This is a genomic window from Bacillus sp. BF2-3 (assembly GCF_008368795.1).
Classification (GTDB): domain Bacteria; phylum Bacillota; class Bacilli; order Bacillales; family Bacillaceae_G; genus Bacillus_A; species Bacillus_A cereus.
Genome location: NZ_QOSA01000051.1, coordinates 1 through 22,534, shown reverse-complemented (window position 1 = coordinate 22,534; position 22,534 = coordinate 1). Strand labels below are relative to the sequence as shown.

Below are 22,534 nucleotides of genomic sequence, written 5' to 3'. Positions count from 1 at the left end.
ATTTAAACTAGCATTTATATTGCATTTTGTGATGGGAATCTGGGTGGAACCACGGGTAAAAGCACGCTCGTCCCTATGTTAGGGATGAGTGTGCTTTTTATTATGAAATGGAGAGATGAAAAATGAAAGAACAAATGATTGAAATTAAATTTCCAGATGGTAGCGTGAAAGAATTTGTAAATGGAGTTACTTTAGAAGAAATTGCGGGATCCATTAGCAGTAGTTTGAAAAAGAAAGCAGTCGTGGGGAAAGTAAATGATGGATTATATGATTTACGCCGAAAGATTGAAGAAAATGCGGAAGTAGAAATCATTACTATAGATTCAAATGAAGGTGTAGAAATTGCAAGACACTCTGCGGCACATATTTTAGCGCAAGCTGTAAAAAGATTGTATGGTGATATAAATCTTGGAGTAGGGCCTGTTATTGAAAATGGATTTTATTATGATATGGATCTTCCAAGTAGTGTAAACGTAGAAGATTTACGGAAAATAGAAAAAGAAATGAAAAAGATTATAAATGAAAATATAAAGATAGAACGAGTTGAGGTTTCTCGAGAAGAAGCAGCAAAACTGTTTCAAGAAATGAACGATCGCTTGAAATTAGAACTTTTAGAAGCAATTCCTAGTGGGGAAAGTGTAACACTATATAAACAAGGTGAATTTGTAGATTTATGTAGAGGACCACATTTACCATTTACAGGTTATTTGAAAGCATTTCAATTAACTCACGTTTCCGGTGCATATTGGCGAGGTGATAGTAATAACCAAGTGCTTCAGCGCATATATGGTGTTGCATTCTCTTCTCAAAAAGAATTAGAAGAGTATTTACATTTCGTTGAAGAAGCAGCAAAAAGAAATCATCGTAAGTTAGGCAGTGAGCTTGAGTTATTTATGTTTTCTGAAGAGGCTCCGGGAATGCCATTTTATTTACCGAAAGGACAAATGATTCGTAACGAATTGGAAGCATTTTTAAGAGAAATTCAAAAAGAGTACAATTATCAAGAAGTACGCACTCCGTTCATGATGAACCAAGAAGTATGGGAGAGATCAGGGCACTGGGGACATTATAAAGATAATATGTATTTCTCTGAAGTAGATAATAAAAGTTTTGCATTAAAACCGATGAACTGCCCAGGGCACATGCTTATGTTTAAAAATAAATTGCATTCTTATCGTGAATTACCGATTCGTATGTGTGAATTTGGTCAAGTACATCGCCATGAATTTAGTGGTGCCTTAAACGGATTATTAAGAGTACGTACTTTCTGCCAAGATGATGCACATTTATTTGTAACTCCAAAACAAATTGAAGATGAAATTAAATCAGTAATGGCGCAAATTGATTACGTATATAAAACTTTTGGATTCGAATATGAAGTAGAGCTTTCTACTCGTCCAGAAGACTCAATGGGTGATGATAAATTATGGGAGCAAGCAGAAGCAGCATTAGAAAATGTATTACAATCGCTAAATTATAAATATAGACTAAATGAAGGTGACGGTGCATTTTACGGGCCGAAAATTGATTTTCATATTAAAGATGCTTTAAATAGAAGTCACCAGTGCGGAACAATCCAGCTTGATTTCCAAATGCCAGAGAAATTTGATTTAAATTATATAGATGAAAATAATGAAAAGAAAAGACCAGTTGTTATTCACAGGGCAGTTTTAGGGTCATTAGATCGCTTCTTAGCAATATTAATTGAGCACTTTGGAGGTGCGTTCCCGGCATGGGTGGCACCAGTTCAAGTGAAAGTAATTCCAGTTTCAAATGCAGTACATGAACAATATGCCAATGAGATTGCACTTAAATTAGCACAAGCTGGAGTTCGTGTTGAACAAGATGCACGAGATGAAAAATTAGGATATAAAATAAGAGAAGCACAAATGCAAAAAGTACCGTATGTTCTTGTTATTGGAGATAAGGAAATGGAAAACGGAGCTGTAAATGTACGTAAATATGGGGAAGAGAAGTCAGAAGTTATTGCACTAGATGTATTTGTGGCAACTATTGAAGAAGAAATAAAGAATAGAAAATATTGATTGTAAAGAAAACACACTATTAGAAATTAGTGTGTTTTCTTTTTTATCTTACAAAAATGTAAGGTAAATGTAAGCGAAATCGAGGGAACGAGTTGTAGAAAAATGAGAATATGAAGTAGGAAATAGGTTCATGTTACAGGTGTAACTCTTATTGAATGAATAATTAAAAAAATCTTAAGGATTTACATGACAAAATAATAAGAAATATGTGAGAAATTAATTTTATACAAAAGGGATGGAGTGAAAGAGATGTCAACAAATGTAGTTACTGTAGAAAGTGTAGAAAAAACGTATGGAAAAAGAAATGAGAATCAGTCAAAAGCATTAAGGGGTGTATCGTTAAGTATTAAAGAAGGAGAATTTGTCGGGATTATGGGTCCTTCTGGGTCTGGAAAAACGACTTTACTTAATGTGATAAGTACACTTGACCAAGCGACAGGTGGTAGTGTGACGATAGCTGGTACAAATATTACTTCTATGAAGGGCAATGCGTTATCTGATTTTCGCTCTCAAAAATTAGGTTTCATTTTTCAAGATTTTAATCTACTAGAAAACTTATCAATTTATGAAAATATAGCTTTACCACTTTCTCTGCAAGGCGTACCATCAAGTGAGATTACTGGAAAGGTAAATGACGTTGCGAAGAAATTAGGAATTACTGAAATTTTAACAAAATATCCAACTGCTGTTTCTGGTGGACAAAAGCAAAGAACAGCGGCGGCAAGAGCTTTAGTACATAATCCAGCAATTGTATTAGCAGATGAACCGACAGGTGCGCTTGATAGTAAAAACGCAAAAAGTTTATTAGAAGCGATGCAAGATTTACATGAAAATCACAATGTAAGTATTTTGATGGTTACACATGATGCATTTAGTGCAAGTTATTGTGAGCGTATTTTATTTATTCAAGATGGTCTTCTTTATAAAGAATTAAATCGTCAAGGCACTAGAGAGAATTTCTATCAAGACATTTTAGGTGTGCTCGCTCATATGGGCTCAGCTGCTGAGTCTAAGTAGGGGGCGAAACTATGTTATTTAAATTATCACGTCATAGTATGAAAAAAATGTTAAAAGATTATATGGTTTTACTTATTGGCCTCGTTATTAGCATTAGTATTTTTTACATGTTCCAAACGATGGCGATGAATAGTGAATTTACGAAGGATAATAGTCTTATTAGTAGTATTAGACTCGTATTCTGGGTAGGTGCAATACTATTATCTTTCATTACTGTATTTTATATTATATATGCCAACTCTTTCTTGCTCACATTAAGAAGAAAAGAACTCGGTATGTACATGATGCTTGGTGCAAAAAAGAAAAAAGTAGCACAGTTATTATTTATTGAAACATTCGGTATGGGGATTGTCAGTATTATTATCGGTATTTTAGTAGGGATGTTACTTGCAAGTGTAGCAGGAAACTTTTTAATGAATGGAATGGAAATTTCAGCAAAAGGTAGTTATGCATCTGTATACACACCAGCAATTTTAGTTACAGCTATTTTCTTCTTAATACTATTTTTCATTACTGGCTTAATGAACAGTGTCCGATTGTTACGTAAAACTGAACTAGAGTTAATTCGTGAAGATGAAACACTAGATGAAGTGAAGAAAAGTAAAACTCGCATTATAATAATGACAGTACTTGGTGTATTACTAGTAAGTACAGGGTACTATTTTATGATCAATGTAAAAATATATGCTGAATTAGGTTTTATTATAGCGACCATCGTTACAACACTTGGAACATATTTTATCTTTAGTTCATTACTCCCATTTTTTGTGATGAAAATTAAGGGGAATAAAAAACGAAATGAAACTGGTCTAAATAGTTTTACATATGCACAGCTACGCTTTCGAGTAAATAGTTTATCGAGAGTATTAGGTACTGTAGCGATGTTAATTGCATTAGGGGCAGGTGCGATGACGGCAGGTATGGCTTTCCAAAAAAATGTAGGTATTATGACAGACTTTTCTCGTGTATATGATGTTGTAATTCATGATCCGAATGATCAAGACAAAGCTGCCTTGAAAGAAATGGAAATTGTTGAAGAAAGCAAGTACAAATATAAAGTAGATGGAGAAGCGGTTTATTATTTACGTAACGACTTAACTGCGAAACCACCACTTGTTTCAGACCATTTTGATACAAAAACGTTAAAAGAACCTGTTCGTAAACGTGTGACTGAACCTTTAACAGAACCTGTATATTCAGCTTTAGAGGCTCCTGAATTAGCAAAATTCCCTCGTATGCCAAAGGATTGGGAAGACGCAGTTGTAAGAGAGATACAAATTACGCATAATCAATTTAACGGAAAACCAGTAAGAATTGCAGACGAAGAGCATTATAAAGGAATTCAAGGAACAGAACACACTGTAACATTAGCAAAAGTAGATGATATGAAAAAATATAAACCGTTATTGATCGAAATAGACAAGAGACAAAAAGCACAAATTGAAAAAGCAACAGGTGAAAAGGTAGACTTATTTACGAAAATGACAATTTATCAGTTTATGAACAGCTTCATGAGCGGAACAATGTTTATGGGATTTTTCCTCGGAATTGCCTTTTTAGCAATGATGGCGAGTTCCCTTATGTTCAAAATATTAACAGGTGCTTCTCGTGATGTACGCCGTTATGAAATGTTACGAAAAATTGGTGTAAGACGTAGTATGTTAACGAAAAGTATATATAAAGAAATTTCATATTTATTTATCTTCCCAGCGATCATTGGCATTTCTCACGTTTTAGTAGGGCTTAACTTATTCAGCTTTATATTAGTTGACCCGTTTGTAAAAGTGTGGGTGCCAATAGGAATTTTCTTAGTCATTTATTTCATTTATTACTGGATAACTGTTCAACTTTATAAAGGTATGGTAATGCCGAAAGAAGAGGTAGCTAAATAGTTTATGAAAAGAGTCCTTGTGTTGAGAATAAGGGCTCTTTTTTTATGTTTTTTATTAAGAAGGAAAAGATTGGATAATGGTCGAAAAATATAATTTAACTTCCAATAAATGACTAAAACAATACTATTTTGTCGAGAGAAAGGATACGAAGTATGAAAGAAATGCTATAGTTATTTCGCAACAAAGTGTATGCACGTTTTTTTCTAGCAAATATTTTAGAGCGACTCGGTTCTATGATTGCTGGAATTTCTTTAATGTTTTATTTGCTAGATCAATACGGAAAACAACCAGTTTACGCAACGATGACACAAATTATGATTGCATTACCTGCATTAATCTTTTTTCTATTAGTAGGGACAGTAGTGAATCGTTTTGATAGACAACGTATATGTACAGTAAGTAACATATGTTGTTCGCTCTGTAATATTGGAATCCTAATTTCGCTTTATTACGGGATGATTATACTTGTCTTTATATTTTTATTTTTGGAAAATGCATGTATACAATTTTTCTCTCCATCAGAACAATCGATGATACAGGGAGTAGTTGAATCAGACCAATATGGTGCAGCAGCGGGTATTAATCAAATGGTAAATAGTTTGTATGCTTTGTTTGGTGTAGGAATTGCAACGATGGTGTACTGAACTTTTGGAATTTACGGGAGCATTTTAGTAAATACGCTCACTTTTATTATGAGGGGTATTTTGATTCAAACAATCTCCATTCCAGAAAAAGTTTGTTTACCAAATGGTAGAACAAAATGGAAAGAAGTTAATTTGAAGATGTTAATAACAGAGTTTAAAGAAGGGATTAGGTATATATACCTAAATGAAACTTTTAAAAAATTACTTTTGGGATTTATCGTGTTTGGTTGATTATTTTTTGTTACGTGTTTATTCCAAGCTATTTTACTAAGTGGAAAAAAGCGAATTTAAGGTGTGGTTGAGGAGGTTTGTTTTTTCTGGATATTCTTTCTTTCGTAAAGGGGTAATAGTTATGTTGATGCGAACTGCTAAGTGGTATGGGATTACTTGTTTACAATTATTCGCTGCAATTCTATGTATAATCTGTTTAGGTGCGCTCCCTCGATTATTTAAGGGATTACAAATTGATTTAATTGGTTTTTGGAACACGATTGTGTTTATTGGAGGAAAGTTACTCCAACCTTGGGAAATTACATATGGATTTCGAGATTCGAGGAAATTATTTCCGCAAATATGGATTCATTATTTAGAGACAATGTTTGTATTTATTTCGGCATTTTTACTGTCATTACTTATTGCGTATGTTCTCGTTGTGTGGGTATTACAACGGTCTCAATCAAAGCAACGAATGTGGAATGGGATTTTTGTCGTACTTGAAAGCATCCCAGATATTTTAATAATTTTATTATCGCAACTTCTAGTCGTAATAATCTTTCAAAAGACAGGCTTTATGCCAGTAAAACTAGCGGGGATTGGGGAGGAAAGGGCTCGCCTATTGCCAATAATATGTCTAACTTTGCCTACAACACTATTATTTATTAAGCTACTACTATTACGTTTCAGAGAAGAATTAGAGAAAGATTATAGTATATTTGCTAAAAGTAAAGGGCTTAGTTTACGACATATTTTAACAAATCATATTTCAAGAAATGTTTTGTTAACAACAATCTATTATGCAAAAACAAATATTTTATTTATGTTATCAAATTTATATATTATTGAATGGATATTTAATACGTACGGTATGTTTGTTTTTGTAAAAGAAAATTCGAAATTAGAAATATTTACAGTAAGTTTAATTATATTATACGTACCGCTTTTTATACTATTTCGTTTATTACATACGTTTTTACAAAATGTAATAAAGGAGCGTGTTTAGCATGTGGCAAGTTGTAAAAAGAGATGTGAGATTTTGGTTTGGTGTTACTTTTTTAAGCGTACTTATGATTGTTAGTATTGGAAATACTTTATTTTTCGATGGGAATATCCGTGAACTTACGATGATGTATAACGAAAAAGGAGAACTAGAGGCTGCTCCATTTTCACCGTCGAATAAATTTTGGTTCGGTAGTGATGAGAAAGGACGCGATCTTTTCCAGCTAATAATAGAAGGAGCGAAATGGACAGTTGGTGCGAGCGTAATTATAGCGATTCTACGAGTTATAGTTGGAGGAGGTATTGGTTTGCTTCTTGGTATGTATAGCAAACGTTCTTTTCCAGTTATAGCATCTTTTTTTGATCCGTTCAGCATTGTACCTATGGTTATGATTTCTTTTTTTGTGTTAAAGGAAGTTTTAGTGTTTGAAAATGGGACAGTACCAGAGCCGTTTCATTTAAGGGTAATATTTCAAATGGTTATCCTTACATGTTTAGCGGTACCAACAATTATGTTATATACAGCGCAGGAAGTCCGTCGGATAAAAAGAGAAGAATTTATGATGGCAGCAACTGTGCTTGGGGGCAGTAAATGGCATAGAGTGAAAAATCACGTATGGCCACACGTATTACCATCATTTTTTTTACTTGTTGCTCAACAATTTGTGAGTACTTTATTACTTCTCTTGCATCTTGGCTTGTTAGAGTTATTTTTTGGCGGAACAATTATCTTTGGTACAGAGGCAGATAGTGTAACAAAAGAATGGACCGGCCTAATTGGTCAAAACTTCCGTCATTTAACTACTCATACATGGATTGTACTTATACCGATTGCTTTTTATAGTATGACAATTTTAGCTGGAAATCTAATTAGTAATAGCATGCAAGATGCGATTAAGTTAGGAAATGTGAGAAAGCTAGAGAGGGAAAGTAAAGAATTACAAGTAGAGAAACAAGTACAACTAACTATGGATGACTTTTCTTTTTATAGAGAGATACAAAAATAAAAAAGATAGCTGAAGACAAATTGTTTTCAGCTATCTTTTTTCGCTTAAAGTGGTGGTAAATCAATCTTACCTTCTTCAAATAATTCTTTTATCATATGTTTCGTATAACCAGCGGCTTGACCAAATGTGATTTTTGCTGGCATTGGTGCTTCGTTAGCATCTACAACTACATCAATAATACATGGTTTATTTTGTTTTACTGCATTTTGGAAAGCGGGAAGTAGTTCATCTAAATTCTCAACACGGTATCCAATACCTCCACACGCCTCTGCATATTTTGCAAAATCAGGGTTCGTTAAGTCTGTTTCGAATTCGATATTACCCATAACTTCTTGCTCGAATTTAATCATCGCAATTTTATTATTGTTTAATACGACGACAACGATTGGTAATTTATATTTTACAGCTGTTACGAAGTCATTCATCGTCATTCCAAATCCGCCATCACCACAAACTGCAAATACTTGTTTATCCGGGAATGCAATTTTTCCAGCAAGAGCACCAGGTAAACCGCAACCAAGTGTTGCGAGCCAGCTAGAAATGACAAATTGCTGGTTTGTCATACGGAAGTGTCTTGCGGTCCATACTGTTACATTTCCGACATCGACTGATAGAATTGCGTCATCATGTGCTACTTGCTGCAGAGCATGCATAACGCGTTGTGGTTTAATTGGAATGGAAGAGTCTTCTTCTTGATCGTGTAATTTTTCTTCCCACTTTTTCATCATTTCTTGGTGATGTTCTAAGAAGGAATGGTCTGTGTGTTCTTCAACATTTTCAATTAACCATCGTAATGTTTTATCAGCATCACCAGCTAAACCAATATCTGTCGCATAACGTTTCCCGATTTGGGCAGGATCTGTATCGATATGAATTGTTTTTGCTTTTTCAGGTAAGAAGCCGGTGAACGGATAAGAAGTACCGACCATAATTAAAGTATCTGCATGCTTCATTACTTCATAAGAAGGTTTCGTGCCAATCAATCCTAATCCACCAATACAAAGAGGGTGTTCATCAGGAATAATTCCTTTAGCTGGCAATGTAAGTACGATTGGAGCACCAATATGTTCTGCCAATGCAAGTAAAGATTCTCTCGCATGTTTCGTACCTTTTCCAGCTAAAATAACAGGCTTTTTCGCTTCATTAATTGCGAGTTTTGCAGCATCTAAATCTTCTTCTTGAGGAAATAAATCAGGTAATGTAAAGGAAGTATTTGTAACTCGAGCACCACTTTTTACTTCGAATTTCGGAACATCATCAGGAATTGTAAGAACAGAGACCCCTTTTTTCGTATAAGCCATTCGAATCGCTTGATTCACGACAGCAGGTAGCTGTTCTGCTGACATAATACGCTGGTTATAAACCGCAACATCATCAAACATTCTTTCTAAATTTACTTCTTGGAAAAAGTCCGTTCCAAGTAAATCGGTTTCTACTTGACCTGAAATTGCTAGAACAGGGGCTTTATCGAGTTTCGCATCATATAAACCATTTAATAAATGAATAGCACCAGGTCCTGCAATTGCCATACAAACGCCAAGTTTTCCTGTTAATTTTGCATAGGCAGCCGCTGCTAATGCACCAGCTTCTTCATGGCGAACTTGAATGAATTTAATTTTATCTTGTTTTTTTCTTAAAGCTTCAATGATAGAATTGATGGAATCTCCAGGCATACCGTATATGTGTTCTACTCCCCAGTCAATTAATAAATCAACTAATGCTTCACTGGCTGTTTTCCCAAACATAAGTGTTCCTCCTTATAATAGGTAGATAACATTATGTTTTGGATAAAAAGGAAAAATATACAAATAAGAAAATTTATCTGGTTATTTGTAATCTAAGAATCAGTGTGGGAGGAACAAAAGTTTTACTTTAGCAACTTTAATGATGACCAGCGAATAAAGTGAACACTGTTATTAGTAAAAAACCACTAGTCGCCCACATTAGAAATGTAAGGAAAGAGAGCTGTTTCTTAGCTTTCCAAAGCATTTCATGAATTGTGACATATCCAAGTGAACCAATAGCACTTCCCATAATGAGCCCTTGCAGGTGAAGAGCTTTTCCTTCCATCAAAATGCCAAAAACTGTGCCAGTACCGAGAATAAGCGAAAGTAATAAAGTCGTTAATAAAAAGGAAATATATTTATGTTTTGTAAAAAGAAATGGAATAATTAAAGCTAATCCTTCTGGAATATGGTGAACGACAATTGCTATTAAAAAGGGAATGGCAGAGTCATTATGATTTATAAAAGCTGTACCTAACGCAAATCCACTAGGTATATTATGAATAAATATAGCGAAAGAGAGAAAAAGGAAGGTTTGCCATGCTTGTTGATCTTTTTTATGTATCATTGGATGGTGACAATAGTTATCTAATAAGCTCATAACTAAAATACCGATGGCTATACCAAGTATAGGCCCAATCATTTCGTAGCTTGAAAATGTTTCAGGAATAATTTCAAGGGATAAAAGCCCAAGTAAAATTCCGCCACATAATGCGTATAAACGATGCATCTTTTCTTCAATGAGTTGGCGTGTTGCTACTCCAACAGCACCGCCTAATAGTAATCCACCAAATGAAAAAAACGTAACAATCATTGGAATCCATAATCGTTCCATAGTATCACACTCCGATTCTTCCACTTATTTTTAGCTTACGAAAAGGAAAGTTAGAATAGTCCAAGTAATTGTGTTTGAGTATAGAGAAAAAAGTAGTGATTCGTTATAATCTATATATTAAACTTAAGTGAGGAAATGAAAAGGGGAATTGGTTATGCAACAAATTAAAAAAATAGGAAACTCATTTTGGTATATGACACCTGTTTCTGAAACAGATAGACCTATCTTAGGAATGGTCGTTGGACAAGAAAAAACGTTAATGATTGATGCAGGGAATTCAGAAGAACATGCACAATTATTTTTAGAAATGTTAAAAGAACAAAATGTATCGAATCCAGATTTCGTAGCACTAACCCATTGGCATTGGGATCATATTTTTGGATTGCCTGTACTACAAGATGCATTGTCTATTGCACATTCTGAAACGAAAAAAGAGATGCGTACACTTGTTTCTTATGAATGGACAGATGAAGCTTTGGACGCACGCGTAAAAGAGGGTACTGAAATTGCATTTTGTGCGGATTGCATAAAAAAAGAGTTTGAAGAAAAAGCGAGAAATATTAACATTATTCCTCCGACCTTAACGTTCCAGAATCAAATGGAATTAGATCTTGGTGAAGTGACATGCGTGTTAAAACATGTGGGCGGAGATCATGCACATGATTCAGTTGTTATTTACGTGAAAGAAGAAAAGATATTATTTTTAGGAGACTGTATATATGCAGATATTTTTTCTTCGAAGTGGAACTATACGACGAAAAGAACGTTTGCATTAATAGATGAATTAGAAAAATTTGATGCTGAGACATATATTCTTTCTCATGGGGAAGCGATAAATCGAGAGGAGTTTTTACAAGAGATTCGCATGTTAAAAGCAGTAGGAACTTATACAGAAGCTCATAAGGGCGATGAAGAGAAGATAAAGGCAGCGTATAAACAAGAACTAGATAGAGAATTAAATGAAGATGAGTTAGAAACAATAACTTATTTTGTCAATGGTTATGAAATGAATAATCAATAAGACACTACATTAATCCAATATAATTAAATTGCACAAAAAGAGTATTGAAATTTAATTCAATACTCTTTTCAATAGTTAAATATGTAGTTTCAACTAAATTCTAAATATAGGGGTTCATCGTCTGAAGTGATTTTATTCTATTTATTTTTCGTATAGATAGTGGTTCAAGTAGAAGCTTTCTTTGCTAATTCAGTAATATATTCAAAGAATACATCACGTTTTACATCATAAACGACATTTACAGGTCGTCCATCAGCAGTTTCCTCTGTACGTCCTTGGCTTGGTCCGTATGTATGAACGATACTATTAATTGTTTCAGTTTTTGCAAGGTTAGTGTTTCCGACAAGCGCGGTAGTTAGTACATCCCATAAATAGTAGGTAGAGTTCGTTGAGAAGTGAACGAGAGGGGGAACCATTGCATAGCATTGACCAAGGAAATCCATACCAATATACTTTCGTTCTTTTGCCCATTGTTCCCGTATGTCTATAGTTAACGGAACTTGGTTTGTACTTTCTAGTGTCACTAAGTCGATTTTAATTTTTGCATCCCATACACGAGCCACTGCTTCAGGGTCCCAAAACGAATTCCACTCAGCTGTTCCATCATGCTCTGGTTCATGTACATTGCCTGCTGTAAGAAATGTACCACCCATCCAAACGAGACGTTCAATTTTATCTTCTATGATGGGAGTTTCATATAATGCACGAGCAAGGTCAGTTAGGGGCCCGGTAAATAATAAAGTTGTTTTTCCTTCCGTTTGTAGAAGTGTTTCTATTAAATGGTGATGTGCAGGCTTTGCCACCACGGGTGTTACAACTTTTCCAGACTCATTTAAAATTGGTAGAGCATCTACATAAAATGCATGCATCCGCCAGTCTTTTGGAAACGGGTTTTGCCCGCGAGAGTTTGAAGCGGCTACTGCAATATTACCTTTGCCGAAGCGATCAATAATTTTACGACTTGCAGACATTGCGGGTTCTAAATAGCAGTCTGCTGGGATAACAGATACACCGGTAAGTTCAACGTTTTCCATTTGAAGTAATAAAAATAATGAAATTAAATCATCTACGCCGCCATCATGATTGAAGTACACTTTTTTCTTCATTGTAATCTCCATCCTATATGATTTAGTTAGAAATTAAATATGAATTGAGGAGAAGTCATCAATAATTTCCACCACTTCAATTTCTCCATTAATCAGTAGCTCAGGAAGTTCATTTCTAATATTTCCTTTCCAATACTTTCTAGCTTGTTCGATTTTTTGAGAAAAAGGAATACCATCTTCTTTTGGTAAAAGATTCCCGTCACCTTCAAAAGAACTTCCGATTACTCGTAGTTTAACAATCTGTAAAACTTCTCGATTGTAAGAATCAAATAATGCTTTCCATTTTAAAGCATCTTCATAGCTTTTTGCAGCGTATAAACAAGATAACCTGGAAGGATATTCAGGGAATTCTTGTAGTCTAACCATTTCTACAATGGTTTCTCTAGCTGCTCTAATTGTTTGATCCATATAACTTATAACTACTTTAGCATTTTCATTATTTATATGTAATTCGTCATTTTTATAGTGATTATTTAAAATTTGTATGCCATCTTCACCATTAGCATTTAATTGTTCTCTTTCAAAAAAGAAGTGATATAGAGTATTGTGTTGATTTTTGTTAAAAGGAATCATTTGTCCGATATGCATTTTTTTCCTTGTTACGATGTGATATGCGTAAAATTCTGTTTCATTCATGGTTATCCTCCTAGTAATAATGTAATGCAATGTTAAATTTAGTAATTCAACATTGAAATATATAAAACCTTTATAAGTAAAAGTGAGAATTTGAGTTGAAAGTAAAGAAAATACATGAAAACGTTTTAAATTTGTTCACAAAATGTTCACTTACGAAGGGGGTTCCAATGTCGATATAATGACAAAGACTCAAAGAGAGAGGATGATGAAATTTGCCAACAACAAGAAAAGAAAACCTCCAATTTGGCATGATGATGTGCCTTGGAATGGTTATCGTAATGACGTTTTACAATTTACTAATGAATGAAACAGGAGGACCAATTTATATTAAAGAGATTGCATTAGAACTATTAATTGGCTTTATTATTGCGCTATTAATTGAAATAAGTATAGTTGGACCTTGTGCGAAAAAAATTGTATTCATGTTGCCATTTGATAAATCTAAGAAAATAAATATTATCGTTGCGATGGCGACAACTATGGTAATCGGAATGGTGTTCTTTATGTCATTTTTCGGTATGGCTATGATGCATTTACATGGTGGACTACAAGGAGCTTCATTTGTTTCAATTTATTTTTCGATTTTTATTAAAAATTTCATAATGGCATATCCATTACAATTAATTATTATGGGACCGCTTGTACGTTTCTTATTTGCAAAGTTTGTTATGAAAAAGAAATCTTTTAATGTAGCGTAATTTTCATTTATAAAACACTATATATAAATAAAAAACACATCTCGCATTTTTGAGGTGTGTTTTTTTTTCATTCCAAGTTATTTTCATAGTGATGTGACATTTGTCCTTTTGTCATTATAGGATGATGGTTTTTAATTAAGTCAGAAATAAAGGATGAGGAGATGATTTTTTGAAAGGTATTCTATTTGCTGTTTTTGCGGGGATATTTATAACACTTCAAGGAACCTTTAATGCGAAACTTAGTTCACATATCGGTATATGGTCGACGAGTATTATAACCCATTTAATTGGATTCATTATTGCAACAACTGTATTTTTGTTAAAGAAAGAAGAGAAAGTAACGGATTTAAAGAGTGTAAAAAAAATATATTTAGTAGCGGGTGCATTTGGTGGATTCATTATTTGCGCAGAAACTATGGCGATATATTCACTAGGAGTTACATTGACAGCTGGCACACTAATGGTTGCTCAATTGTTAACGGCAACAGTTATTGAAATGAAAGGACTGTTTCATATAAAAAAGATACAGATGGAGAGATATCATATTGTGGGAACAATAGTAATGATTATAGGTATTGTTGTATTTAATATGTAAATGAAAGGAGGAAATGAATATGGAGAATAGATCAAGTTTAATTACGCATTATTTGAAAATCAATAAAACGCTCGAGGTTTTTTCAGAAATAGATACAGCATATTTTCAATTAAATCACTTTGAAAAAGGCGAGCTTATTTGCAATATAGATGACGAAATGGATCGTTTATATTTTGTTGTTAAAGGGAAAGTAAAAGTTTATACGATTACACCTGAAGGGAAGAAACTAATTCTTCGCTTTATCAATCCATTGGCCATTGTTGGTGATATTGAACTAATTCAAAATAGCAAAGCACATAATGTCGTTGAGGCTTGTTCAGATGTTGTAGCAATCTCTATTTCTAATACGGTTATTAGAAACAAGTTATTACATGATCCTATATTTATGAAGTTCTTGCTTGAAAACATTGCGAACACGTTAAAAATATCGACTCGTTTTACTGCTCTTAATTTACTGTATCCTGTAGAAGTACGTGTAGCTAGTTATTTACTTTCAATTTCAACAGATAGTAACGGGAATATGTATAAAGGGGATTTGGATGCAACTTCGGTAACGAGTATTGCAGATTTTATAGGGGTAAGTTATAGGCACGTAATACGGGTATTACAAAAATTTTATAATGAAAAATTAATTGAAAAGAGTAATGGAGTTATTGTAATTAAAGATTTTTCTAGAATGAAGGAAGTCGCTAAAGATAATATATATGAGCAATGAAAGGGAGAGGAAGATTTTGATTGGATTTAGTTTAGCTATATTAGCAGGAATATTAATTAGCGTACAATCTGTTTTTAATGCAAAAGTAAATGAAAATGTAGGACAGTGGTTAACAACTACATGTGTCCTTGGAATAGGTCTCATTAGTTCTATTCTATTTTATATCATTACAGAAAACAGTATTAACATTAAAGTGTATACTACAAATTATTTGTTTTATGTAAGTGGGTTGTTTGGTATCGGGTTAATTATTTGTATAATGGGTGCAATAAAGAGTTTAGGCCCAGCATATACGGTGCTAATTAGTCTTATTACTCAATTGATCGTTGCGTTATGCATTGATACATTTGGATTATTTGGAATGGAGAGCATTCCATTACAAATAAATAAATTAATTGGTATAGGTTTATTAATTGTGGGAGTAGGAATTTTTAAAAATCTATTTTTGAATAAGAAAGCTATTCATATAAATGAGGATAGTGTCTAAAGAATATAAAGGGAAAAAGTGTAAATAGTCAGAACTTATACATTTAGATAGTAATAAGTGAGCGATGAGGAGAGAGGATAAATGAATCAGTTAATGTTGCAAGATGGTATACACTATTTGAAAATCAATGGGATTATGCATTGGTGTAAAGTTGCAGGGACAGCTCATAATACAGTTCCTCTTATTATAGTACATGGTGGTCCAGGTGGTAATCATTATGTATTCGAAAGAACGCTTGGTTTGAAGTTAGAAGGAAAAATGACTGTAGTTTATTACGAACAAAGAGGTTGCGGACGAAGTGAGGCACCACAAGATGACGGTGAGTACTCAATCAATACTCTAGTCGAAGATTTAGAGGAATTAAGAAAGCAATTACATGTAGAGAAGATAAATTTGTTAGGATATTCTTTTGGTGGACAACTTTGTTTAGAGTATGCTTTGAAATATCCAAAAAATGTTGAACAAATGGTATTACAAGCACCATCGTTAGATGATTTTAATGATATGTATACTGTGCAGATAGAAGGTTTTCTACAAGTAACGAAAGGGGAAATGAAAGAACAAATATTGATAATAAGTAAGTCAGAAATTCCTTTAAAAGAAAGGTATAATCAAGTTTGGAGTATAGTTGATACAAAAGCTGTAGATCGACTATTGTTTAAAAATGAAGAATTTGCAAAGCTAAATAGAAGGTTTTGGGAGGAAAGTCAGTTAAGTAATACAGGGAAGATGAGCAAAGTTATTTTTGGAACAAAAGCATCTTTACCGCTTATTGAGCGTATTAAAGGTTTAGAAATTGATACGTGTGTCATAGTTGGAGCGCATGACTATAACACGGGTGTAGGAATGAGTTATAGAATAACGAGACAATTGAAAAATGGTAAACTTGTTATATTTGAAAATAGTGGACATTTCCCAGATATCGAGGAGATGGATAAAGTCTGTGAAACGATTATTGAGTTTTTGGAACAATAGGGAGGATCGATAGTATTTCGGAAAATCCTCACGCTAAGAGCATACGAAATTTTATACAGTTTTTCGGTTAATCCAATAACAAACGAGATCCATAAAATGGAAGCAGAATAGAAATTTATAAAAAATGCATAGATCTCTAGAATAAAAAGAAGGAATTCTTATGAGAGTAAGGGTTCTTCCTTGTCCTTGCTACCAATAATGAGACGTTATGTTAACCAGTCATGAATAAGTATTCATCCCTATTTTCATTGTTTATAAGTGTAATTGCTAATGGTACAATCAAGATGATATAGGAATATCGTCCTGATTGTGTTTTATGGAACAGCATTTCTAATAATCAGTACTGCAATGGGACAAAATAACTTTCTATGAATTTATATTGAATATAAATTCATATTGGAGCTGAAACATATGGATTATATAAGTTATTTAAGAAATATGGTTGGACATGAAAAAGTAATTATGGTGGTCGCAGGTTGTTTTGTGTTGAACAAAAAGAATGAAGTACTTCTGCAATTACGATTTGATAATGGGAAGTGGGGACACCCTGGCGGTTTTATGGAATTTGGCGAGACAGTTGAAGATACAGCAAGAAGAGAAGTGTTTGAAGAAACTGGTTTAAAATTAGGAAAACTTGAATTTTTTAATGTGTATTCTGGAAAAAAATACGAAAAAACGCTATCTAACGGTGATCAAGTTGCCTTAGTGAAATTGACTTATATTTGTAAAGATTTTCATGGAACATTACATACTGATAATGAAGAAAGCTTGCAACTAAAATTTTTCTCCCTAGATAACTTGCCTGAACTATGGCAAAATCAACAAGAAGTTTTGGACGATTTATTAAAGTTTATGAAAATAAAAAACTAATTACCCATCTTTTTTTGATATTATTTTACTGCCTATAACGATAATTAGGTAAATAAGCTTTCCTTATGGGCAGCTTATTGTAATTTTTTATTTGGGTTGTTTTTCTTCAAAAATGCATTGGATTTTCATAGAAAATTGTGGTGTGATGAAAATTTTAGCTAGATGGTTATGGACCGGTACCCCATAATAAAAAACAGGAATATTTCGTACATATCAAATATGTTCCTGCCTGTGGTTTTATTAAGATTAACATCTATGACTTAAAAATAAATTTATTGATTTTGAAGTTATGTTTTAAGAAGTGGTTTTAGGCAACGAGAATATAACCGAAAATAAAATATTACTAAACGTATATAACTAATGAATACAATGTCTTTTTCGGTTATTATGTTGTAAATAATTTTATGATAAAATCTTTTACATAATGAAATAAAGGGGTAGTATTCTATGGGTTATTTCTCAAATGGTTTATTAGTTTTGTTTGTGCTAATCGTATGCAGTTGTATATTTTTTGGTTAATAATATAATGAGAGTCTTATATAAAAGAAGTTATCTTAAGTGAGGTAACTTCTTTTTATTTTATATTGAGAAGGAATTCTATCTTTCTTATTGAAGTTTGTTCTAGTTATTTTTACATCGATCAGATTTGTGTAAAGGGAATTTTATGAAATATAAACAAGCCAGAGAATAGGGAGTATTTACATGGAAAATAGTATACGCTACACAAGTGAACATCCTACAGATTTTAATGGATTATTATCCTTATACGAATCTTTAGGATGGAATTCTCTTAAATTAACGGTTAACGAGTTAGAACGAATGTGTAAGCAAAGTTGGTATGCAATTTATGTTTTTGATGATAAGAGGTTAGTAGGGATGGGGCGAGTCATATCAGATGGAGTCATAACAGGCATTATTTGTGGAGTTGGTGTATTGCCAAAATATCAGTCTAGTGGCATCGGAAAAGAAATAGTGAAACGATTAATCCAACACTGTGAACAAAACAAGGTTATTCCACAACTTATGTGTGTAGAAAAATTGCAATCTTACTATGAATCTATAGGGTTTGAAGCATTCTCTATTGGGATGACAAAACATATTATAAGATAGAGGTGCTTTATCCCGCTATTTGCCGAGTAGTAAAAGCCCCACGGATTAAAGTTTCACTTTATATTTTCAGTTTACTCGTACATATTTTCAAACTTCAACATAAAGGAGAATGGCTGTATGGAGATTGCTAAAGGGATAGAAATGTTACAACTTGAATTTCAAGAATTTGTTATTCATCCAATTCTTTTATGGGATGATGAAATGGCAGTATTAATAGATACGGGTTTCCCAGGACAAATTGAAGATATACAAGTAGAGATGGAAAAGGTTGGGGTATCATTTGATAAGTTAAAAGTCGTGATTTTGACGCATCAGGATATTGATCATATAGGTAGTCTTCCGGAGTTGTTGCAGCGCTGTCGAAGTAATATTAAAGTTTATGCGCACGAACTAGATAAGCCATATATCGAGGGGGATTTACCTTTATTGAAGGACGGAAATGTAGAGAACCGACCAAAAGGAAAAGTGAGTGATACTATGATTGACGGGCAAGAACTTCCGTATTGCGGTGGAATACTAATTCTTCATACTCCAGGGCATACCCCGGGTCATATTAGTTTATATTTGAAACAAAGTAAAATTCTTGTTGCAGGAGACTCTATGTATAGTGTGAATGGGATGTTAGGAGGAATTCACGCCCCAACAACTATAAATATTAAGGAAGCACAGCAGTCTTTGAAGAAGTATTTAAATCTAGATATTGAATCTGTAGTTTGTTACCATGGGGGATTAAGTAAGGGGAATATAAAGATTCAACTTCAAAATTTATAAAAGTCGAAGATAATAATTTTTAGATAATGGATGCTAAATTATAAAAAAACATGTTTGAAAAAAATTCAAACATGCTTTTTTATTAAAGGAAATCTGTTTAATATGAATGACCTAATCCGTTCCAATAAAATGAAACGATTTCTTGTGCTAATTCATCTATATTTGCAAGAATAGGATTGTGATTTTCATCTTTAAAATTCCCAATAGATAATAAAGATACGAAAGCATGAGCCGCAAATTTAGCGTTCCCTTTCGGAATTTCTCCGATGTGCATAGCATTATCGAGTGCTTTTTCTAGTACTTCATACATATTATCTTCAGCATTTTTTAATTGTTTCAATTGTTCTTCAGATAACGACAGTTTTGCATCTTTCATAAAATTTTTCATATCAATATCCATCGTTGCGTGTAAGTAAACTTTAGCGAAGTCTAATAATCTTTCTTCTAAAGTTTTGTTTGTAGAGAGTATTTGCCACATATTCTCACGTATACGTACCATCATTTCGATCATAGTAGCGGTAAATAAATCGGCTTTTGTTGAATAGTAATAGTAGACAGTTGCTTTCGTAACACCACAAACTTTTGCGACCTCATCCATAGAAACGACTTGATAATTTTGTGTAAGAAATAAGCGGGTTGCTACTTCTAAAATGTTTTCTTTTGTAGATTTTGTATTTTTATTTTGACGCGGCCTTCCGATAGGACGTTGTTTTTGTTCCAAATACATTCGCTCCTGACATTTATGATTGAGATAATTATAACATAATTTTCAATCATTCTTGATTAATTAACCGACCAGTATATATAATTAATAATGGAGGAAAAAAGGAAGGTGGGTTTTTATGAAAAAGCACCCGTTACATATGTTAGGGAGGCTTGTAGCAGGGAGAAATACGCAGTGGATCACTTTATCGGTGTGGGTTCTTATTACATTATTACTTTCATTTACGTTACCACAAGTAAACAGTACGAAAGAACCGAATCCGAAAAATTTACCTGAAACAGCTATGTCACAGCAAGCGGAAGCGCTTATGAAAAAAGAGTTTCCGAATAATGCAGGGAATCCTTTGTTAGTAGTATGGTATAGAGATGGTGGATTACAGTCACAGGATTATAAACTCATACAAGATGTTTATAAAGAGTTAAAATCTGGTCCTTTAAAAGAACAATCAACGTTACCACCATTTGATACAATTCCAGAGCAAGTATTATCAAAAAGTGCGTCAAAAGATGGTACATCATTTGTTACACCGGTATTTTTTAATAAATCTGCTGGTACGGATATATTAAAAGGAAATCTTGAAGAGTTTAGAAAAATAGTGAATAGTAAGGTGGATGAAGATCCATTTAAACAAAAAATAAGTGAATCTGGTTTACATGTTCGATTATCAGGACCTGTAGGTATTCAAACGGATGCAGTTAGTTTATTTAGTCAAGCAGATGTGAAATTGTTAGTGGCTACTGTACTACTAGTGTTAGTTTTGTTAATTTTACTGTATCGTTCACCAATTTTAGCGATTTTACCTATACTTGTTGTTGGCTTTGCATACGGTATTATTAGTCCTACACTCGGTTTTTTAGCTGATCACGGATGGATTAAAGTAGATGCCCAAGCGATATCAATTATGACAGTATTATTGTTTGGCGCTGGAACGGACTATTGTCTATTTTTAATTTCGAGATATAGAGAGTACTTGTTAGAAGAAGAAAGTAAATATAAAGCATTGCAACTTGCGATTAAAGCATCTGGCGGTGCAATAATAATGAGTGCGTTAACTGTTGTACTTGGATTAGGAACATTACTACTTGCTCATTATGGTGCCTTTCATCGATTTGCAGTACCATTTAGTGTTGCTGTATTTATAATGGGAATCGCGGCTTTAACAATTTTACCAGCACTATTATTAATTTTCGGTAGAATTGCATTTTTCCCGTTTATACCGAGAACAACTTCAATGAATGAGGAGTTTGCAAGAAAGAAAAAGAGGGCTGTAAAAGTTAAAAAATCAAAAGGCTCCTTTAGTAAAAAACTTGGAGATATTGTAGTACGAAGACCATGGACAATAATTATGCTAACTGTATTTGTATTAGGCGGATTGGCTTCATTCGTACCACGTATTCAATACACATATGACTTATTAGAGTCGTTTCCAAAGGATATGCCTTCTCGTGAAGGGTTTACGTTAATTAGTGATCATTTCTCAGCTGGTGAACTAGCACCAATAAAAGTTGTTGTTGATACGAAAGGAAAAGAGCTTCCTATTAAACAAGAACTAGAGAAACTTTCTTTCGTAAATACAGTGAAAGAGCCAAAAGAGGGAAAAGAAATTAAGCAAATAAAAATGTATGAAGTTTCTTTAGCAGAAAATCCATACTCAATTGAAGCGTTAAATCAAATCCCTAAATTGAAAAACAGTGTGGAAAAAGTATTAAAAGATGCTGGAATTAGTAAAGCTAAAGAACAATTATGGATTGGTGGGGAAACAGCTTCATTATATGATACAAAGCAAATTACGGAACGTGATGAATCAATAATTATCCCAGTAATGATTAGCATTATCGCTTTACTATTACTTGTCTACTTACGATCGGTTGTTGCAATGGTTTATTTAATTGTAACTGTTGTCTTATCATTCTTCTCAGCGTTAGGAGCAGGATGGATATTACTTCATTACGGTATGGGAGCGCCGGCCATTCAAGGTGCGATACCGTTGTACGCATTTGTATTTTTAGTTGCTTTAGGTGAAGATTATAATATCTTTATGGTTTCAGAAATATGGAAAAACAGAAAGACACAAAATCACTTGGATGCAGTAAAAAATGGTGTAATACAAACAGGTAGTGTTATTACATCGGCAGGTTTAATTTTAGCAGGAACTTTTGCTGTGTTAGGTACACTTCCAATTCAAGTATTAGTTCAATTTGGTATTGTAACTGCAATTGGCGTATTACTAGATACGTTTATCGTAAGACCGTTACTTGTACCCGCAATTACAGTTGTGTTAGGCCGATTTGCTTTTTGGCCAGGTAAACTTTCAAGAAAGAGTGAAGAAATACAAAAGGTGGATGCATAGTTAAAAAAGCCAAGGATATTTGAACTGCACCCCAATT

At 33.4% G+C, this 22,534-nt stretch carries 20 protein-coding genes and 1 pseudogene; 16 read left to right on the top strand and 5 right to left on the bottom strand.

Going from position 1 to position 22,534, the window contains the following annotated elements; genetic code table 11:
* The first annotated feature begins 122 nt into the window (after nucleotides 1-122).
* The 6 genes and pseudogenes from thrS (at nucleotide 123) to DN401_RS27500 (ending at nucleotide 7,820) form a co-directional block, all read left to right on the top strand.
* Complete coding sequence (gene thrS, locus DN401_RS27525) at nucleotides 123-2,045, top strand: threonine--tRNA ligase (RefSeq protein ID WP_098771458.1); 1,923 nt, start codon at nucleotides 123-125, stop codon at nucleotides 2,043-2,045.
* A 249-nt stretch (nucleotides 2,046-2,294) separates the two neighbouring features.
* Nucleotides 2,295-3,062 carry an ABC transporter ATP-binding protein gene (locus DN401_RS27520; protein ID WP_000106426.1) on the top strand — a complete coding sequence of 256 codons (768 nt, stop codon included), beginning with the start codon at nucleotides 2,295-2,297 and terminating at the stop codon, nucleotides 3,060-3,062.
* An 11-nt stretch (nucleotides 3,063-3,073) separates the two neighbouring features.
* On the top strand, nucleotides 3,074-4,954 hold the full coding sequence (locus DN401_RS27515; protein WP_049107700.1) for an FtsX-like permease family protein: 1,881 nt from the start codon (nucleotides 3,074-3,076) through the stop codon (nucleotides 4,952-4,954).
* Nucleotides 4,955-5,106: 152 nt separating this feature from the next.
* A pseudogene (locus DN401_RS27510) lies at nucleotides 5,107-5,826 on the top strand (MFS transporter); the annotation flags it as partial.
* Nucleotides 5,827-5,950: 124 nt separating this feature from the next.
* Nucleotides 5,951-6,817: an ABC transporter permease subunit gene (locus tag DN401_RS27505; protein ID WP_141402281.1), complete on the top strand. Its 867-nt coding sequence runs from the start codon at nucleotides 5,951-5,953 to the stop codon at nucleotides 6,815-6,817.
* Between the two features lies 1 nt (nucleotide 6,818).
* Complete coding sequence (locus DN401_RS27500) at nucleotides 6,819-7,820, top strand: ABC transporter permease subunit (RefSeq protein ID WP_000267877.1); 1,002 nt, start codon at nucleotides 6,819-6,821, stop codon at nucleotides 7,818-7,820.
* 44 nt (nucleotides 7,821-7,864) lie between these two features.
* On the opposite strand, the gene DN401_RS27495 is transcribed toward DN401_RS27500, so the two are convergent.
* Nucleotides 7,865-9,565 (bottom strand): pyruvate oxidase, encoded by a 1,701-nt coding sequence (locus DN401_RS27495; RefSeq protein WP_000467256.1) that lies wholly within the window; start codon nucleotides 9,563-9,565, stop codon nucleotides 7,865-7,867.
* 136 nt (nucleotides 9,566-9,701) lie between these two features.
* The gene (locus DN401_RS27490) at nucleotides 9,702-10,439 is read right to left on the bottom strand and encodes a ZIP family metal transporter (protein ID WP_000440626.1); all 738 of its coding nucleotides are present in this window, start codon (nucleotides 10,437-10,439) and stop codon (nucleotides 9,702-9,704) included.
* A gap of 154 nt (nucleotides 10,440-10,593) precedes the next feature.
* Between DN401_RS27490 and DN401_RS27485 the strand changes: the two genes are divergently transcribed.
* On the top strand, nucleotides 10,594-11,460 hold the full coding sequence (locus tag DN401_RS27485; RefSeq protein WP_001186119.1) for an MBL fold metallo-hydrolase: 867 nt from the start codon (nucleotides 10,594-10,596) through the stop codon (nucleotides 11,458-11,460).
* 164 nt (nucleotides 11,461-11,624) lie between these two features.
* Here the strand turns inward: DN401_RS27485 and DN401_RS27480 are convergent, their stop codons facing one another.
* Both DN401_RS27480 and DN401_RS27475 read right to left on the bottom strand, forming a co-directional pair.
* Nucleotides 11,625-12,578: a nucleoside hydrolase gene (locus DN401_RS27480; RefSeq protein ID WP_002195488.1), complete on the bottom strand. Its 954-nt coding sequence runs from the start codon at nucleotides 12,576-12,578 to the stop codon at nucleotides 11,625-11,627.
* A 21-nt stretch (nucleotides 12,579-12,599) separates the two neighbouring features.
* Nucleotides 12,600-13,202 (bottom strand): DUF2441 domain-containing protein, encoded by a 603-nt coding sequence (locus DN401_RS27475; protein ID WP_001005956.1) that lies wholly within the window; start codon nucleotides 13,200-13,202, stop codon nucleotides 12,600-12,602.
* Nucleotides 13,203-13,414: 212 nt separating this feature from the next.
* On the opposite strand from DN401_RS27475, the gene DN401_RS27470 reads away from it, so the two are divergent.
* From DN401_RS27470 to DN401_RS27435, 8 genes are all read left to right on the top strand, one after another.
* Nucleotides 13,415-13,900 (top strand): DUF2798 domain-containing protein, encoded by a 486-nt coding sequence (locus DN401_RS27470; RefSeq protein WP_001143404.1) that lies wholly within the window; start codon nucleotides 13,415-13,417, stop codon nucleotides 13,898-13,900.
* A gap of 169 nt (nucleotides 13,901-14,069) precedes the next feature.
* A complete protein-coding gene (locus DN401_RS27465) occupies nucleotides 14,070-14,495 on the top strand; it encodes a DMT family transporter (protein ID WP_000676258.1) in 426 nt (141 codons plus the stop codon).
* Nucleotides 14,496-14,514: 19 nt separating this feature from the next.
* Nucleotides 14,515-15,210, top strand: coding sequence for a Crp/Fnr family transcriptional regulator (locus tag DN401_RS27460; RefSeq protein ID WP_000431608.1), 696 nt, complete (start codon nucleotides 14,515-14,517; stop codon nucleotides 15,208-15,210).
* Between the two features lie 16 nt (nucleotides 15,211-15,226).
* Nucleotides 15,227-15,697, top strand: a complete 471-nt coding sequence (locus DN401_RS27455) for a DMT family transporter (RefSeq protein WP_000579023.1) — start codon at nucleotides 15,227-15,229, stop codon at nucleotides 15,695-15,697.
* A gap of 81 nt (nucleotides 15,698-15,778) precedes the next feature.
* Nucleotides 15,779-16,672 (top strand): alpha/beta fold hydrolase, encoded by an 894-nt coding sequence (locus DN401_RS27450; protein ID WP_001072679.1) that lies wholly within the window; start codon nucleotides 15,779-15,781, stop codon nucleotides 16,670-16,672.
* Between the two features lie 411 nt (nucleotides 16,673-17,083).
* A complete protein-coding gene (locus tag DN401_RS27445; protein ID WP_149288064.1) occupies nucleotides 17,084-17,542 on the top strand; it encodes an NUDIX hydrolase in 459 nt (152 codons plus the stop codon).
* 702 nt (nucleotides 17,543-18,244) lie between these two features.
* The gene (locus DN401_RS27440; RefSeq protein WP_000431735.1) at nucleotides 18,245-18,652 is read left to right on the top strand and encodes a GNAT family N-acetyltransferase; all 408 of its coding nucleotides are present in this window, start codon (nucleotides 18,245-18,247) and stop codon (nucleotides 18,650-18,652) included.
* A gap of 117 nt (nucleotides 18,653-18,769) precedes the next feature.
* Nucleotides 18,770-19,423, top strand: a complete 654-nt coding sequence (locus DN401_RS27435; RefSeq protein ID WP_000401476.1) for an MBL fold metallo-hydrolase — start codon at nucleotides 18,770-18,772, stop codon at nucleotides 19,421-19,423.
* A gap of 97 nt (nucleotides 19,424-19,520) precedes the next feature.
* Here the strand turns inward: DN401_RS27435 and DN401_RS27430 are convergent, their stop codons facing one another.
* The gene (locus DN401_RS27430) at nucleotides 19,521-20,144 is read right to left on the bottom strand and encodes a TetR/AcrR family transcriptional regulator (RefSeq protein WP_127063939.1); all 624 of its coding nucleotides are present in this window, start codon (nucleotides 20,142-20,144) and stop codon (nucleotides 19,521-19,523) included.
* A 121-nt stretch (nucleotides 20,145-20,265) separates the two neighbouring features.
* On the opposite strand from DN401_RS27430, the gene DN401_RS27425 reads away from it, so the two are divergent.
* Complete coding sequence (locus DN401_RS27425) at nucleotides 20,266-22,497, top strand: MMPL family transporter (protein WP_000716592.1); 2,232 nt, start codon at nucleotides 20,266-20,268, stop codon at nucleotides 22,495-22,497.
* Nucleotides 22,498-22,534 lie beyond the last annotated feature (37 nt).

Coding starts and splice junctions, on each gene's coding strand:
- thrS (WP_098771458.1), top strand. CDS start 123: ATGAAAGAACAAATGATTGAAATTAAATTTCCAGATGGTAGCGTGAAA.
- DN401_RS27520 (WP_000106426.1), top strand. CDS start 2,295: ATGTCAACAAATGTAGTTACTGTAGAAAGTGTAGAAAAAACGTATGGA.
- DN401_RS27515 (WP_049107700.1), top strand. CDS start 3,074: ATGTTATTTAAATTATCACGTCATAGTATGAAAAAAATGTTAAAAGAT.
- DN401_RS27505 (WP_141402281.1), top strand. CDS start 5,951: ATGTTGATGCGAACTGCTAAGTGGTATGGGATTACTTGTTTACAATTA.
- DN401_RS27500 (WP_000267877.1), top strand. CDS start 6,819: ATGTGGCAAGTTGTAAAAAGAGATGTGAGATTTTGGTTTGGTGTTACT.
- DN401_RS27495 (WP_000467256.1), bottom strand. CDS start 9,565: ATGTTTGGGAAAACAGCCAGTGAAGCATTAGTTGATTTATTAATTGAC.
- DN401_RS27490 (WP_000440626.1), bottom strand. CDS start 10,439: ATGGAACGATTATGGATTCCAATGATTGTTACGTTTTTTTCATTTGGT.
- DN401_RS27485 (WP_001186119.1), top strand. CDS start 10,594: ATGCAACAAATTAAAAAAATAGGAAACTCATTTTGGTATATGACACCT.
- DN401_RS27480 (WP_002195488.1), bottom strand. CDS start 12,578: ATGGAGATTACAATGAAGAAAAAAGTGTACTTCAATCATGATGGCGGC.
- DN401_RS27475 (WP_001005956.1), bottom strand. CDS start 13,202: ATGAATGAAACAGAATTTTACGCATATCACATCGTAACAAGGAAAAAA.
- DN401_RS27460 (WP_000431608.1), top strand. CDS start 14,515: ATGGAGAATAGATCAAGTTTAATTACGCATTATTTGAAAATCAATAAA.
- DN401_RS27450 (WP_001072679.1), top strand. CDS start 15,779: ATGAATCAGTTAATGTTGCAAGATGGTATACACTATTTGAAAATCAAT.
- DN401_RS27445 (WP_149288064.1), top strand. CDS start 17,084: ATGGATTATATAAGTTATTTAAGAAATATGGTTGGACATGAAAAAGTA.
- DN401_RS27440 (WP_000431735.1), top strand. CDS start 18,245: ATGGAAAATAGTATACGCTACACAAGTGAACATCCTACAGATTTTAAT.
- DN401_RS27435 (WP_000401476.1), top strand. CDS start 18,770: ATGGAGATTGCTAAAGGGATAGAAATGTTACAACTTGAATTTCAAGAA.
- DN401_RS27425 (WP_000716592.1), top strand. CDS start 20,266: ATGAAAAAGCACCCGTTACATATGTTAGGGAGGCTTGTAGCAGGGAGA.